A 15,509-nucleotide genomic window follows, 5' to 3' on the forward strand; every position below is an offset into this window, starting at 1 on the left:
CAGGCTGTTATTTTTGAGCACATGATAAAACTCCTGTCTGCCCTGTTTTGCATTCTCTTTACGTTTCACTGCCAGGCCAATACGGTCAAAGGGCGGGTGACAGATGATAAAGATCACCCCCTTCCTTTTGCTACCATCTTTATTAAAGGAACAACCAACGGCACTACTACCAATGCCGCAGGCCAGTACCAGCTGGAGCTGGCGCCCGGTCAATATACGGTGGTTTGCCAATATATAGGCTATCGCAGAACCGAATTGCAGCTGACCGTCGATGCCCCTTCACAAACCCTCGATTTTCACCTGCTGCCCGTTAATATGCAGATCCGGGAAGTGGTCGTGAAAGCCGGCGCAGAAGATCCTGCCTATGCTATTATCCGCGCTGCTATCAAAAAGCGGCGTTTCTATCAGGAACAGGTGAAGGAATACACCTGTATGTCATACATCAAAGGCACCATTGGCATGAATGGCGTGCCTAACCGCTTCCTTGGGAAAAAGGTCGATAAAACCGATATGGGCGTAGACAGCGCCGGTAAAGGGATGGTATTTCTATCGGAATCCGTTACAAAAATTTCCGCACGACTGCCGGATAGGATCAAACTTGAAGTGATCTCCTCCCGGAAAAGCGGTGGTGGCTTCGGTCTTAGCTTCCCCGCCATCATCAGCTTCTACGATAACAACGTGGCAGCGGTCATCACACAGATGGGTCCGCGCGGTTATATATCTCCCATTGCTGAAAATGCACTCGCTTACTACAAATACCGGCTGGAAGGAACCTTTGTGGAAGACGGCAGAACCGTCAATAAAATACAGGTGATACCCCGCCGGAAACAGGAACCCTTGTTTTCCGGTTATATCTTCATCACCGATGGCGACTGGCGCATACACAGCACCGACCTGATCCTCACCAGCGAATACCAGCTGGAGCTGATGGATTCCCTGGAAATCAGGCAAACACATGTACCGGTAACTGCTGATATCTGGCGGGTGAAAGACCAGGTATTGCATATTTCATTCAACAAATTTGGCTTCAAAATGGGCGGTAACTTTGTGAACGTTTACTCGGATTACAATGTACAGCCCGGATTTCCGCCTAAGTATTTCGACAATACCTTCCTGAAATACGATTCTGCCTTCGATAAACAGGCACATGCTTACTGGGATAGCATTCGCCCGGTACCACTGGAGCCGGCCGAAGTGAAAGACTATCATGTAAAAGACAGCATCGCAAAAGCGGAGAAAGATTCAGCTACTTCCCGTTATCATCTCGATAGCTTACAAAAAAAACAAAAACGGGTGAAAACTATGGATGTGCTATGGGGAGGCGTTACGCATAAGTATTATTTCCACCGCGACAGCAGCATACAGTATCATACACTCAGGGTAAAAGGACTGGCCCAATCGCTGAAGTACAACACAGTGGAAGGACTTGCACTGGCAGTAGAACCTACGGTTACGTTCAATACCGGCGAAGAAAGTAATCTGCGTATCTCGCCGTTTTTCCGGTACGGATTGAGCAATACTCACTTTAACGCCTATACGCAAATTGATTTCAGTAACACGAGTAAAGTGCACAAGCGCTTCGGCCGCAACGACTGGATGCTGGCAGGAGGGAAGCGCGTATCACAATTCAATCAGGATAATCCGATCGATAATATCGCCAACGAATTTTACACGCTGTTGCTGAAAGAAAACTATATGAAGTTGTACGAGAACTGGTTCGGTCAGTTGCGCTACAGCCGTACGTTTCAGTCGAACAGCCGCCTTTCCCTGGGCGCTGTTTATGAAAGCAGGATGCCGTTGGAGAACACTACTGATTTTGTATTTTTTAAGAACGACAGGAAACAATTCACGCCTAATCATCCATACGAGCTGGCCGATGTTCCTTTCGAAAAGCACGAGGCCCTGATAGTGGACGCCAGCTTTACTTTCCAGCCGGGGCAACAGTTCGTGGAGCTGCCCGACAGAAAAATCCCCATCGGTTCAAAATATCCCACATTCAAAATATCCTACACCAAAGGGATTCCGGATGTGGCCCATAGCATAGTCGATTTCGACAAATGGAACTTTTCTGTACAGGACAATATGAACTTCAAACTGTTGGGCGAGTTCCGTTATCATGTTGCAGTAGGCGGTTTCCTCAACGACAGAAACGTGCAGATACCCGACTATCAGCATTTTAATGGTAATCAAACGTTCTACAACCTGAAATATCTGAACAGTTTTCAGCTGGCGCCTTATTACAGGTACAGCACTACTGCACCTTTTTATGTGATGGCTAATGCAGAGCATCATTTCAATGGCCTGCTGACGAATAAAATTCCATTGTTTAACAGGCTGAAATGGAACCTGGTGGCAGGTGCCAACGCCTTCTATGTAAACAGTAATAATAATTATGTGGAGGTATTCGGCGGCATCGAAAATATCCTGAAAGTGATCAGGGTAGATGTTGTGGCGGGCTACCAGAGCCAGGCCGATACCAGGGTCGGTGTGCGCGTTGGGTTCGGAGGAATATTCGGAAATCTCATCAAACCGCGCTAACTACAATGGTGATCTATCTGCCGGCCGTTAGATTTTTACTGATCTTCTGCGTGCCCTGATATCTTTCTTTTCATCAAAGAAATAAGCAAGCAGTCTGTAGATCCAAATTCCGATGATAGCGTAAACGAAGTAAGTAATGTAGATACTCATAACCTATGTTTTTCGGGATGAACAATTTGTTTGTTGAGTACCTGTTTTCAAAAAGGATGCCAACCGGAAAAGTCCCTTTGCTATTAGATGTTAGCCATTTGTTAACGGAGGGGAGATTTTATTATGGTTGTTTTATTTAATATAATGGAACATAATATCCACTGCATTTAGCTGGGACTAAAATCTCTTTTTCCGTATCTTTGCAGCCATTCTGAAAATGAAGTTTTGTTCACAAGGCAAGTGTCCTTAAAATTTCAAATAAATATGGCATTACACAACAGAGTATCAGCCGCCGAGCTGAAGCAACGGCTGGCGCAGGAAACAATCAAACGCGTTACCATCTCCTTCTATCAGTACGCGAAAATTCAGGACCCGCAGGCTTTCCGCGACAATTTGTACGAATCTCTCTTTAAGCTGGATACATTCGGGCGTATTTATGTGGCGCATGAAGGTATCAACGCACAAATAAGCGTACCTGAACATCATTTGGAAGCATTTAAGGAAGTGATCTACGCTATTGATTTCCTTCATGGTATCAGGCTAAATATTGCAGTAGATGATGATGGAAAATCTTTCTTCGTGCTGAAGATCAAAGTGCGTGAGAAGATCGTGGCGGATGGTATCACCGACCCTACTTTCGACATGGATAACCGCGGTAAGTATGTGGATGCACAGGCCTTCAATGAGCTCACCAACGATCCGGAAACCGTGGTGGTAGATATGCGCAATCACTATGAGTATGAAGTCGGGCATTTCCAGGGCGCTATTGAAATCCCTTCCGATACTTTCAGGGATCAGCTTCCAATGGCGGTAGATATGCTGGCGGATAAAAAAGATAAGAATATCATTATGTACTGTACCGGAGGCATTCGTTGTGAAAAAGCCTCTGCCTACATGTTACACAATGGTTTTAAAAATGTATTCCACCTCGAAGGCGGTATTATTGAATACACCAATAAGGCGCGCCAACAAGGGCTCCCTGTTAAATTCAAAGGCAAGAACTTTGTTTTCGACGACAGGCTGGGCGAGCGCATCAGCGATGATGTTCTTAGTCATTGTCATCAATGCGGCGCCCCATGCGATACGCATACGAACTGCCTGAATGATGGCTGCCATCTGCTATTTATCCAGTGCGAATCCTGCGCAAAAAAATACGATGGATGCTGCAGCGAAGCCTGCCAGACTACACACGCCTTGCCCGCAGAAGAACAGGCCGAATTACGCAAAGGCGTTAGCAAAGGCCTGATGTTCAATAAATCAAGAAGAAGAAGACTTTAATAACCAAGCCGGATATTAACTGACAGCAATCAGCCCCTGATTTTATAAGATGCCAAAGGCATTATAAAATCAGGGGCTGATTAGCGTTAGTTTTTTTAATCCAATTTTAATATTATCTTAACGCCAAATTAAAATAAAAAATCCGCCCCGCGTTGTTTCTTCTCGGCAGGGCGGAGTAGTATGATCATAAAATTGAACGACGGGCTAGCACCGCCAGGTCCGTTTCTTATGACCATCTATCAACCTATATGCGAACTAAAAAATTGCAATTGTTAAGAGTTGGTTAATACAGCTTTCCTGTATGTTCTGTAGAATATCATGAGAGCTGTCAGCAGCACTACTATCATTGCTGTGATCAAACCATCATTTTCAAAGCTGTTCCTTGAGATATTGCCTGAATCAGGCCTGCATCAATTATTACCACAGGACAATTATAGCCCTGTACACCCAGTCCGATAGACTCATTCAGGGGGGGCTTTTGGCCCGGGATACTATGAAAGACCCTAATAAAGATGACTCCGTTTCGCATACAAATATCTAAGTTTGCCCCTGCAGAAGTTCCAAAGTTCATATGATTAACGTGTAAAGAATGAATTCCCCCTATACCATGGGAACGAAATAATTTTTTTTCTTCCCGATTCCGGTATTATTTACCTAATCTTTCAAAGCATTATAGATTGGCAATTGATTTTTGGAGATGACATTCTCATTTTCCTTCAACCCAGCAGCCAGATAGGTTACAGTACCGACGGTTTTTATTACTTCCACTTCACGAATGGCAATATTGAACTTGTCACGGAACACCAGTACATAATTCTTACTGTTATCAAAGATGACAGCCGCAGCAGGTATCACTATTTTCTCATCCCTGACCAGCCTTGCGGTATCAATCCGTATATTTTTCATCATCGAGTCGCTAAGCACAAACGTTGTTCTCCCCTTATCTTCAGCCGGTAGTTGTCTGCAACTACCTGATAAAACAGTTGCCAGTAGCAAAATACCGATGATGGGTATAGGTCGTTTCATGCTCGTATCACACCGTTTTTCATGATACAAAACTCAAAAAGGCCAATTAAAGCCGCCTTTAATAAGGATTAAAAAACACTTAAAAATTATGAATTGATTACAGATGGGGAAGAATAACAGTGAAAGTAGTGCCTTCCTGTTGGTTGGAAGTGACGGTGATATGGCCTTTATGGATCTGTACTATCTTTTTACAGATCGACAGGCCCAGGCCATGGCCACGGATCTGCTGGGCGTTATTACCCCGGTAGAACGGCTCAAAAATCTGGTGTATCTCATCTGCGGGGATACCTATGCCGTTATCTTTTATCTGAACAACGATATATTGGGTAAAGAAATCGATGCTTACCTGGGCAGTATTGTTACCGGAGAATTTGCAGGCATTATCAATGAGGTTAAGAAAAAGCACTTTTAGCAGGCTTTCGTTGCCGTAACTGGTTACCAGCAGGTCATTGTCCGGCACTTTGATGAAGTGGAGCTCCACCTTACCGGAGGTTTTCTGCTTCAGCCGGAGCATGGTGGTCATTTCAATCAGCAGCTCGTCGATACGCACATTGCCAAGTGCAAACTCCTGTTGCCGGAGCTCCGATTGTGCCAGCTGCAACAATCCGTTCGAAAGATCTGAAAGGTTTTCAGCGTCTTCCAGCACAGATCCCAGCAGCGTCACATATTCTTCCCTGCTTCTTTCTTTCGACAATGCCACCTGTAGCTGGCTGATCATGGCCGCAAGGGGGGTACGCAATTCATGGGAAGCATTGCTAACGAAACTTTTCTGCAAATGAAACGACTCACTCAGGCGTTGCAACATCGTATTAAAGTTAGCCCCGAGCTTGGCAATTTCATCTTTGCCTTTTATGGCCACCTGCGTATCCTGGAGGTTGTTGGCATTGATACTATCTACCTGCTGTACCAGCTGATCGATCGGCTCCACCATTTTACGGGCAAAGAAATAACCGATCCCTACAAGCAGCACTACAGCAATAAGCAGCTCTACCAGCAGGATCTGGCGGAGGTTTTGCAGGTTTTGATATCCGTACTTATCGAATGAAGATACGATGACGATCACCGACATGCCCCCTTCTTCATAATACACGCCCACTACTTCGCTGCTACCTCTTTCGTAGCTGTATAGTTTCTTTTCGCGGATATAATTCAGCAGATTGGGGTGGGTATGAATGGCGGTATCTTTCAGGTTGCTGTAAAGCAGGTCGTAGTTGGTGTTATATACCAGGATGGTTTCTCTGTAAAGATCCTGGAAGGTAGTCCGGTCTATTTTCCGGAGCAGGTCCACTTTTACGTTGCCATCGCCGATAATTACATTTGCAATGGAACGGGCCCGGTATTCCAACCTTTCCAGGTATTCGGCCTTACGTGACTTGGCGGAGAAATAATATGCCAGACCGGCGAATGCTATCAGCAGCAATGCGGCAGAAATAGTGTAATAGAGCGCTATTTTATATTTGATCTTCAACCCCGGAACTATTCTTCGGAAAGATAATAACCCATACCGGTTTTCGTATGGAGCAATTTCTGGTCAAAATCCTTGTCAATTTTCTTGCGTAGAAAGTTCATATATACCTCTATCACGTTGGTACCGGTATCGAAATCAATATCCCATACTTTTTCAGCAATGGTCAATTTAGAGATGACCTTACCTTTGTGCATAGCCAGGAACTCCAGCAGCTGGTATTCTTTGGCGGTAAGCGGTATTTTTTTCCCGCCACGGGTCACATCTTTTTTCTCCCTGTCTATTTCCAGGTCTGCAATAGAAATCTTATACTGGCTGCCATGTGGGGTTTCTGAGCCGGCCCTTTTCAGGAATACCCGTATTCTGGCCAGCAGCTCCCTGAAATCGAAAGGTTTCACCAGGTAGTCATCCGCGCCCAGCTCAAAAGCCTGCATTTTATCATCTACTCCGCCTAATGCAGTGAGCATAATAACCGGTACCCGGTTATTTTTCTGCCGGATAACCTCGCATAGCTCGTAGCCGTTATGGTGGGGGAGATTAAGGTCCAGGATGACCAGGTCGTAGTGGTTACCAACAAGCAAACCCTTGCCGATGCGCCCATCATAAGCTACATCCACATCAAAGCCGTTTTCCTCGAGGCCTTTCTTAACGGCATTGGCCACTTTGACTTCATCTTCAACAACCAGTATCTTTTGCATATATAGTGAAATTACGAATTAGGAATGATGAATGATGAGCGAAGATTCAGGCGACCTATTCCTCTTATAATCGCCTGAATCTTCACTTTTCTTTTTAATGCTATCTTCTTCCTTCTTAATTCGTTAAACCCGCTTCCAGCTTCATGATTTTCTCGAACAGCTGTTCGTATTGCTGGTTTGCACGCTCCAGGAATTTCTGTACTTCCTGGTATTCGCTTTCTACCTGGGCAAATTTTGCTTTGTTGTTATAGGTTTCCGGGGCCCCGAGGGCTGCTTCCAGGCTGGCTAAACGTTCTTTCAGGCTGGCCAGCTGGCCTTCTACCTGGTTGAACTGTTTTTGCTGTTTCTGCAGTTCCCTTTGTACATCTTTATTGATGGCGCCTTTGCCAGCTTCTGCTACAGGAACTGCCTGTTGGCGGTTGTCTTTTTTAGGTTCATTGTTCGCAGCGGGTTTGGCAGTAGCCGTTTGCAGTTGCTGTGAAGCCATCCGCTTTTTCCACTCTTCGTACTCCGTATAGGTACCTTTGAATTCCTTGATTTCTCCATCCACAATCTCCCAGATCTTGTTGGCGGTCTGGCTCACGAAGTAACGGTCGTGCGAAACCAGCACCAGGCTGCCTTCGTACTTGTTCAATGAATCGATGAGCATCTGCACGGAGTTCATATCGAGGTGGTTCGTGGGCTCATCCAGCATCAGGAAGTTCGCCTGGCTGATAATGGTTTTGGCCAGCGCCACACGTGCTTTTTCACCTCCGGAAAGGATACGGATTTTCTTGAATACGTCGTCGCCGGTGAAGAGGAAACATCCGAGCAATTGCCGCAGCTCCAGCTCGGTGCGGCCGCTACCGAAGTTTTTCAGTTCATCCAGTATTTCACTGCCCAGATCCAGCGATTCCAGCTGGTGCTGTGCGTAAAAACTGGTAACCACGTTATGACCGGGTACCCGTTCTCCTTCCATGTTTTCCATGCCGGCAATGATACGGAGCAGGGTGGATTTACCCTTACCATTGGCGCCTATCAGGGCTATTTTGTCGCCGCGGTTGATCTCGGCGCTGGTGCTTTTCAGGATGATATTGTCGCCAAAACGTTTGCTGACATTATTCAGTGTGCAAAGAATCTTCCCCGGAGTTTTATCGACGCTGAAGTTGATCCTGATCTTAGAGGGGCCGTTATCCACCTGCTCAATACGGTCCAGTTTATCGAGCCTTTTGGCGATACTCTGCGCCTGGGCAGCCTTGGATGCTTTCGCCTTAAAGCGTTCTATAAAACGCTCCTGCTGACGGATATAGTCCTGCTGGTTTTCATATGCCCGTTGCTGCATTTCCCGGCGCAGTTCTTTTTCTACTTCATAGTCGGCGTACGAACCGGTATAATGATGCAGCTGCTGCTGATAAACTTCCACGATCCTGTTCACCATGCGGTCCAGGAAGTAACGGTCGTGCGATACGATGATCACCGCGCCGTTGTACCCCACCAGGTATCTTTCCAGCCATTCAATAGACGGCAGGTCGAGGTGGTTCGTGGGCTCATCGAGCATGAGTACATCCGGCTGCTGAAGGATCAGGCGCGCCAGCAGCACACGCATACGCCAGCCTCCGGAAAACTCGCTGTACGGGCGCTCAAGATCAGCTGTTGTAAAGCCAAGTCCCTCCAATACCTGGGCGGTCTTGTGCTTCATGTTGTAACCATCCAGCGCCTCGAATTCATGCAACTTGTCACTGAACTCGTGTAACAACTCTTCTGTCTGGTTATCTTCCAGCTCCTTCGTAATGCGTTCAATATCTTTCTCCAGTTCCAGGGCTTTACCGAAGGCCATCATGCCTACGGTCAGGATAGATTCATCAGTTTCAAAACTGAGCAGGTCCTGGTTGAAGAAGCCTATAGTCAGGTTTTTACTTTTATTTACACTTCCTTTGGAAACAGAATACTCCCCATTGATAATACGCAACAGGGTGGATTTACCGGTACCATTCAGCCCGATAAGCCCCACGCGGTCACCTGGTTCAATATGCCAGGAAGAATCTTCCAGGATAACCCTGGAGCCAAACTCAAACGTAATGTCCTGTAATGCGATCAACATATAAAATAAAAAAATTGGATAAAAAACGTGCAAAGTTAAGGAATTTTAAGGACTTTGTTAAGCCGGAACAGCCTTCTTCAGGAGTGTTGCATCGGAATAAGCATTAGTTTTGATGTAAAGAAATAACGGATGAATTTTAAAGTATGCGTTCCCGTAGGATTGCTGCTGCTGACGATGGCCTGTCATCAGCCCTCATCGCCCGATCAACAGGCCCCGGCTGCCGCCGGTGTTGCCCTGCAGGCTCCCTATAACCAGGTTTTCTATGATTCCCTTGGCTCCACCATGCAAACATATTTCCGCCTGGCGGAGGCTTTCACCGCTGCCGATAGTTCGAAAGCGGGTACAGAAGCGGCTTTACTGAAACTGCATGTAGATAGTTTGCCGGTTAACCTCCTGCAGATGGACAGTACCCATCTGGCGGGCGTGACGGGGATCACGGGCAGTATCAGCGCAGAACTGGCAGGACTGGCGGGTGAAAAGGGGTTGGAAGGAAAACGGTCTTCTTTTCAGATGGTATCCGATATGATGTTCGATCTTGTAAAAACTACCGGCTGGAAAGGACATACGGTTTACCGTGAATTCTGTCCGATGGCGGCAGAGGGCAATGGCGCCTACTGGCTGAGCGAAAAAGCAGCGATAAAAAATCCCTATTTCGGAGAAAAGATGCTGACCTGTGGAGAAACCCGGGATAGCCTGATTTATAAATAACCGGTAGTTGTAACATAACCGGTAATTTGTAAATTACTGTCACTATTTTGGCTGTCCATGAAATAACGGTATGTTGAAACGATGCAGTCCCTTTTTGTTGTTCTTCCTTGTGCTGTGTTCCTTTGGAGTGGCCAGGGGACAGCAATTCACCATTAGCGGGTTTATCAGGGATAGTACCAACGGCGAAACCCTGCCCGGAGCCGGGGTACAGGTATTGCATTCATCTTCCGGCGTACATACCAACAGCTACGGTTTTTATTCCATTACACTTCCTGCAGGCAATTATATCCTGCTGTTTTCATTTCTTGGCTATGAGCCGAAAGCGATGGCGCTGACCCTTGATAAGGATATTACGCAGCATTTGCAATTGTCGCCCCGGATCTATCAGGCCCGGGAAGTAGTAGTGAAAGATAAAAGACACGATGCCAACATACGCAGTACGGATATGGGCCGGGCGGAATTAACTGCCCTGCAGGCAAAGAAACTCCCGGCGCTGCTGGGAGAGGTGGATATGCTGAAAACCCTGCAGCTGATGCCTGGCGTACAGGCAGCAGGAGAGGGCAACGCCGGATTTTACGTGCGTGGCGGCGGTCCTGATCAGAACCTCATCCTGCTGGATGAAGCACCGGTTTATAACACCGGCCACCTTTTCGGTTTCTTCTCCGTATTTAATACGGATGCTATCCGCAATACCACGCTGATAAAAGGCGGAATGCCCGCCAATTACGGCGGGCGGCTTTCTTCTGTGGTGGATATCGCCATGAAGGAAGGGAATAATAAAACTTTCCAGGGAGAAGGCGGAATAGGGCTGATCTCTTCGCGGCTGTCTTTCCAGGGGCCATTGAAAAAAGATAAAGCCTCCTTTATCGTCAGCGCCCGTCGTACCTACATCGATCTTATTACGAAACCCTTCATCAATAATACTACGTATAAGGGTTCCAGTTATTATTTCTACGATCTTAATGTGAAGATGAATTACATCCTTTCGGAAAAGGACCGGCTTTACCTGAGCGGCTACCTGGGACAGGATGTATTCAAGTTTCACAACAGCGACCGCTCCTTTGATGTAAAGATACCCTGGGGCAATACCACCGCTACTTTGCGATGGAACCACGTTTTTACCAAAAAACTGTTCGCTAATACATCGCTGATCTATAACGATTACAAATTCCATGTCAGTACCCTGCAGAATAACTTCGATCTGCGATTATCATCAGGTATCAGCGATGGCAACTTTAAAACTGATTTCGATTATTATCCGGGCGTGAAGCACCATGTGAAATTCGGCGTCAATTATATCTACCATACATTCACACCATCGACGGTTACCGGAAATCAGGATACCACGAAGTTCTCGCCGGAGACTGCATTCAAGAAATATGCACATGAGGCGGCGGTATATGTGATGGACGACTGGGAACTATCGCCCTGGCTGCAACTGAATGCAGGATTACGTTACACCGGATTTATGCAGATAGGACCCTATACGCGGTATACGAAAAATGAAGCCGGGGGCAAAACAGATAGCGTCGTATACGGGCGCTGGCAGCGGGTAAAAGGTTACGGCGGACTTGAACCAAGGATCTCGCTTCGCTGGTCGTGGGATAATAAGAGTTCGGTGAAAGCGGCTGTCACGCGTAATTACCAGTTTATCCATCTTGTTTCCAATGCAGGCACCAGTTTGCCTACGGATGTATGGGTGCCCAGTACCTGGCGGGTGCAGCCGCAGGTAGCCTGGCAGTATTCCCTGGGTTACTTCCGCAATTTCAGGGACAATATGTTTGAAGCTTCTGCAGAAGTCTATTACAAGGATATGCAGCACCAGATTGAGTATCGCGATGGTTACACCCCATCGTTGCGCGATCCGGAGGAGGATTTTGTATTCGGAAAAGGACAGGCCTATGGAATGGAGCTGTATATCAACAAGCGTAAAGGCCGGTTTACCGGCTGGCTGGGTTATACGCTGGCGTGGACCTGGCGGCAATTCCCGGATCTGAACGACGGCAAACGTTATCCGGCGAAATACGACCGCCGTCATGATCTGACGCTGGTAGGCACTTATGATCTCAATAAACGCTGGACGCTTTCCGGGACATTTATTTATGGCTCGGGGAATACCACCACGATGCCGGAAACCTTTTACTTTATAGAAACCACGCTGGTACAGGGTTACGGCAATATTAACGGCTACCGGATGGCGGCTTATCACCGCCTTGACCTGGCGGCAGTGTATACGCCGGTACCTAAGCGGCCGGACAGGCGTTTCCACGGCAGCTGGACGTTTTCCATCTACAATGTTTACAGTCGTCAGAACCCTTATTTCCTTTATCTCGATCAGGAGGGAAGTGCGGTGAATGGTACGCTGAAAGTAAGCGCTAAACAGGTATCCCTGTTTCCCATTATTCCGTCTGTTACCTATAATTTCAAATTTTAGGAAGATGTATATAACGTTTTTGTGTTATAATGCAATCCTGCCAGCATCCCCATGCCCGCGCCCGTTACGTGATTGATAGGTGTTGAATGATGTCTTCCTATATTTTATAACTATATTTTATTATTAATGTGAAGGGAAGATATAAATGACTGAGATAGGGCTGCTGTGCCGGTATTTATTTTTAAAATCCTTTGATTCAATGCGATTGTTCACAAAAAGCTAACGAACTATTTCGTAACTTCGCAAACATTTTATAAAGGAAATATAGCCCATATGAAAAAGTGTGGAGCTAACAGCAAAACGTATGATAAATATTACTTTTCCGGATGGCGCAGTTCGTCAGTATGAACAGGGAGTAACTGCATTGGACATTGCCAAATCCATCAGCGAGGGATTGGCACGTAAAGTTTTGGCAGCAAATATTAATGGGCAGGTAGTGGATGCTACACGCCCGATTACAACGGATAGCACGCTGCAATTGCTGACCTGGCAGGATAGGGATGGTAAGGCAACGATGTGGCATTCCTCTGCACACCTGATGGCGGAAGCCCTGGAAGCGCTGTATCCTGGCGTGAAGCTGGGTTATGGCCCCTCTATTGAAAATGGATTTTACTACGATATAGACCTTGGCGACCGCACTATTTCCGAAGAAGACCTGAAGAAGGTAGAAGCGAAAATGGCGGAGTTGTCTAAGCATAACAGCGAATATATCCGTAAGGAAGTCAGCAAGGCAGATGCCCTGACTTATTTCACAGAAAAGGGAGATCAATATAAGCTTGAAACGATCAATGAACTGGCAGATGGAAGCATCACCTTCTATACCCAGGGAGGCTTTACGGATCTTTGCCGCGGACCGCATATCCCGAACACCGGTTTTATCAAATCCATCAAGCTGACCAGTATTGCCGGCGCTTACTGGAGGGGAAATGAAAAGAACAAAATGCTGACCCGCATCTACGGGATCACTTTCCCCAACCAGAAAGAGCTCGATGAATACCTGACACTGCTGGAAGAAGCCAAGAAAAGGGATCACCGTAAGCTGGGTAAGGAACTGGAGCTGTTTGCGTTTTCAGAAAAGGTAGGTCTGGGATTGCCCATGTGGCTGCCGAAGGGTGCGATGCTGCGGGAACGCCTGCAACGTTTCCTCCAGGAAGCGCAGATTGCCAGCGGCTACCTGCCGGTAGTAACTCCGCATATCGGTAACAAGAATTTGTATGTGACATCCGGTCACTATGAAAAATATGGCAAAGATAGTTTTCAGCCCATCCACACACCTGAAGAAGGTGAGGAGTTCATGCTGAAACCGATGAACTGTCCGCATCACTGCGAACTGTATAAAACTTCACCTAAGTCGTACAAAGACCTGCCGGTGCGCTTTGCCGAGTTCGGAACCGTTTACCGTTACGAACAGCATGGTGAGCTGCATGGGTTAACCCGCGTAAGAGGATTTACGCAGGATGATGCGCACCTGTTTTGCAGGCCTGATCAGGTGAAGGAAGAGTTCCAGAAAGTGATCGACCTGGTAATGTACGTATTCGAGAGTCTTAGCTTTACCGAGTATACTGCCCAGATTTCTTTACGCGATAAGGAAGACCGCAGCAAGTATATCGGAACGGAAGAAAACTGGGAGCTGGCGGAGCGTGCTATTATTGAGTCGGCAGCAGAGAAAGGACTGAACACCGTGGTAGAATATGGCGAGGCGGCTTTTTATGGGCCTAAGCTCGATTTCATGGTGAAAGACGCCCTGGGCCGTAAGTGGCAGTTGGGAACCATCCAGGTAGATTACAACCTGCCGGAGCGTTTTGAGCTGGAGTATATCGGGGCCGATAACCAGAAACACCGTCCGGTGATGATTCACCGTGCTCCGTTCGGATCGCTGGAACGCTTTATCGCTGTGCTGATCGAACACTGTGCCGGTAAGTTCCCGCTTTGGCTGGCACCTACCCAGGTGAAGATTCTGCCGATCAGTGATAAGAGCCAGGAATACGCAGAAAAAGTGGCTGAATTGCTGAAAAAAGCGGAAATTCGCGCTGAGATTGACGAAAGAAGTGAAAAAATCGGTAAAAAGATCCGGGAAGCCGAACTGGCAAAGATTCCATACATGCTGGTACTCGGTGAAAAGGAAGCAGCCGATAACGTGGTAGCTGTTCGTCGACAGTCGAAAGGTGACCTCGGAACCATGCAACCCGACCAGTTCATTGCACTGGTAAGCGAAGAGGTAGCGAACCGCAAACCGATTGAATAAATGTGGAAAAAAGGTAAATAAAACATTGAACATTCCGTAGACGGGGTATGTTTATTGCTGTGATTTTCCCCTTATTTTTGTAAAAATTGTTTTTGGTCCATGGACGAATAATGGACCATGGACTAAATGGACAATTATTAATTAATTTTAATTTTCTTAATGCAACAAAGACCCAGACCAAGTTTTGGCGGTAACAACAATTTCCGGGGAAGGAATCCCAATTTCCGCAGGGAACAACAACAAGAGCACCGGACGAACAAGATGATACGTGTTCCTGAAGTACGTCTTGTAGGTGAAAATGTTGAAGTAGGCGTTTACAAAACAGAAGATGCGCAACGCATGGCAGATGAACAGGGTTTAGACCTGGTAGAGATCTCCCCAAATGCCGCACCTCCTGTTTGTCGTATCATCGACTACAATAAATTCCTTTACGAAAAGAAGAAGAAGGAAAAAGAGATGAAGGCGAAGGCGCACAAAAGCGAAGTAAAAGAAATCCGCTTTACGCCTAACACCGACGATCACGACTTCGACTTTAAAGCAAAGCATGCTGAGAGCTTCCTGAAAGAAGGTAACAAGGTAAAAACCTATGTTCAGTTTAAGGGACGTGCTATCATGTTCAAAGAGCGTGGTGAGCTGATCCTGCTGAAGTTTGCTGAGCGTTTGGCCGAGTTTGGAGCACTGGAAAGCATGCCTACCATGGAAGGTAAGCGCATGATTGCCATTTTTGCACCGAAGGCAGCCAAGAAGAAGGAGAAGGAAGCGAAGGAGCCCAGGGAACCTAAAGAGAATAAGGCTAAAGCAACGCCTCCTGCTGCAGAAAGCACAGGGGAAGCTAACGCATAGCCTGGTTATATCGCATAGAAAAGCAGCACTACGGGGTGTCAGAA

General features: G+C 46.8%; 11 protein-coding genes. 6 read left to right on the plus strand and 5 right to left on the minus strand.

The features are described 5' to 3' along the window. Positions 1-21: 21 nt before the first annotated feature. Positions 22-2,538, plus strand: a complete 2,517-nt coding sequence (locus UNH61_RS12545) for a DUF5686 family protein (protein WP_326992338.1) — start codon at positions 22-24, stop codon at positions 2,536-2,538. Between the two features lie 27 nt (positions 2,539-2,565). Here UNH61_RS12545 and UNH61_RS12550 read toward each other — a convergent pair whose 3' ends face one another. Continuing rightward, complete coding sequence (locus UNH61_RS12550; RefSeq protein ID WP_326992339.1) at positions 2,566-2,688, minus strand: hypothetical protein; 123 nt, start codon at positions 2,686-2,688, stop codon at positions 2,566-2,568. Between the two features lie 264 nt (positions 2,689-2,952). On the opposite strand from UNH61_RS12550, the gene UNH61_RS12555 reads away from it, so the two are divergent. Next, entirely contained in the window at positions 2,953-3,966 is a 1,014-nt protein-coding gene (locus tag UNH61_RS12555; protein ID WP_326992340.1) for a rhodanese-related sulfurtransferase, read from the plus strand. A gap of 654 nt (positions 3,967-4,620) precedes the next feature. Here UNH61_RS12555 and UNH61_RS12560 read toward each other — a convergent pair. From UNH61_RS12560 to UNH61_RS12575, 4 genes are all read right to left on the minus strand, one after another. Further along, positions 4,621-4,992: a hypothetical protein gene (locus UNH61_RS12560; protein WP_326992341.1), complete on the minus strand. Its 372-nt coding sequence runs from the start codon at positions 4,990-4,992 to the stop codon at positions 4,621-4,623. Positions 4,993-5,089: 97 nt separating this feature from the next. Beyond that, complete coding sequence (locus UNH61_RS12565) at positions 5,090-6,460, minus strand: HAMP domain-containing sensor histidine kinase (protein WP_326992342.1); 1,371 nt, start codon at positions 6,458-6,460, stop codon at positions 5,090-5,092. Positions 6,461-6,468: 8 nt separating this feature from the next. Continuing rightward, positions 6,469-7,155, minus strand: a complete 687-nt coding sequence (locus tag UNH61_RS12570) for a response regulator transcription factor (protein WP_326992343.1) — start codon at positions 7,153-7,155, stop codon at positions 6,469-6,471. A 115-nt stretch (positions 7,156-7,270) separates the two neighbouring features. After that, complete coding sequence (locus UNH61_RS12575) at positions 7,271-9,235, minus strand: ABC-F family ATP-binding cassette domain-containing protein (RefSeq protein ID WP_326992344.1); 1,965 nt, start codon at positions 9,233-9,235, stop codon at positions 7,271-7,273. A gap of 129 nt (positions 9,236-9,364) precedes the next feature. On the opposite strand from UNH61_RS12575, the gene UNH61_RS12580 reads away from it, so the two are divergent. From UNH61_RS12580 to infC, 4 genes are all read left to right on the plus strand, one after another. Beyond that, positions 9,365-9,943: a DUF3347 domain-containing protein gene (locus UNH61_RS12580; protein WP_326992345.1), complete on the plus strand. Its 579-nt coding sequence runs from the start codon at positions 9,365-9,367 to the stop codon at positions 9,941-9,943. A gap of 70 nt (positions 9,944-10,013) precedes the next feature. After that, positions 10,014-12,377, plus strand: coding sequence for a TonB-dependent receptor (locus UNH61_RS12585; protein ID WP_326992346.1), 2,364 nt, complete (start codon positions 10,014-10,016; stop codon positions 12,375-12,377). 304 nt (positions 12,378-12,681) lie between these two features. Then, positions 12,682-14,622 carry a threonine--tRNA ligase gene (gene thrS, locus UNH61_RS12590; RefSeq protein WP_326992347.1) on the plus strand — a complete coding sequence of 647 codons (1,941 nt, stop codon included), beginning with the start codon at positions 12,682-12,684 and terminating at the stop codon, positions 14,620-14,622. Between the two features lie 159 nt (positions 14,623-14,781). After that, positions 14,782-15,465 (plus strand): translation initiation factor IF-3, encoded by a 684-nt coding sequence (gene infC, locus UNH61_RS12595; RefSeq protein WP_326992348.1) that lies wholly within the window; start codon positions 14,782-14,784, stop codon positions 15,463-15,465. The last annotated feature ends 44 nt before the right edge of the window (positions 15,466-15,509 follow it).

Source organism: Chitinophaga sp. 180180018-3 (assembly GCF_037893185.1).
Lineage (GTDB): Bacteria > Bacteroidota > Bacteroidia > Chitinophagales > Chitinophagaceae > Chitinophaga.

Bases quoted from the DNA above. Each gene is read 5' to 3' on its own strand.
- UNH61_RS12545 (WP_326992338.1), top strand. From the start codon at position 22: ATGATAAAACTCCTGTCTGCCCTGTTTTGCATTCTCTTTACGTTTCAC.
- UNH61_RS12550 (WP_326992339.1), bottom strand. From the start codon at position 2,688: ATGAGTATCTACATTACTTACTTCGTTTACGCTATCATCGGAATTTGG.
- UNH61_RS12555 (WP_326992340.1), top strand. From the start codon at position 2,953: ATGGCATTACACAACAGAGTATCAGCCGCCGAGCTGAAGCAACGGCTG.
- UNH61_RS12560 (WP_326992341.1), bottom strand. From the start codon at position 4,992: ATGAAACGACCTATACCCATCATCGGTATTTTGCTACTGGCAACTGTT.
- UNH61_RS12570 (WP_326992343.1), bottom strand. From the start codon at position 7,155: ATGCAAAAGATACTGGTTGTTGAAGATGAAGTCAAAGTGGCCAATGCC.
- UNH61_RS12575 (WP_326992344.1), bottom strand. From the start codon at position 9,235: ATGTTGATCGCATTACAGGACATTACGTTTGAGTTTGGCTCCAGGGTT.
- UNH61_RS12580 (WP_326992345.1), top strand. From the start codon at position 9,365: ATGAATTTTAAAGTATGCGTTCCCGTAGGATTGCTGCTGCTGACGATG.
- UNH61_RS12585 (WP_326992346.1), top strand. From the start codon at position 10,014: ATGTTGAAACGATGCAGTCCCTTTTTGTTGTTCTTCCTTGTGCTGTGT.
- thrS (WP_326992347.1), top strand. From the start codon at position 12,682: ATGATAAATATTACTTTTCCGGATGGCGCAGTTCGTCAGTATGAACAG.
- infC (WP_326992348.1), top strand. From the start codon at position 14,782: ATGCAACAAAGACCCAGACCAAGTTTTGGCGGTAACAACAATTTCCGG.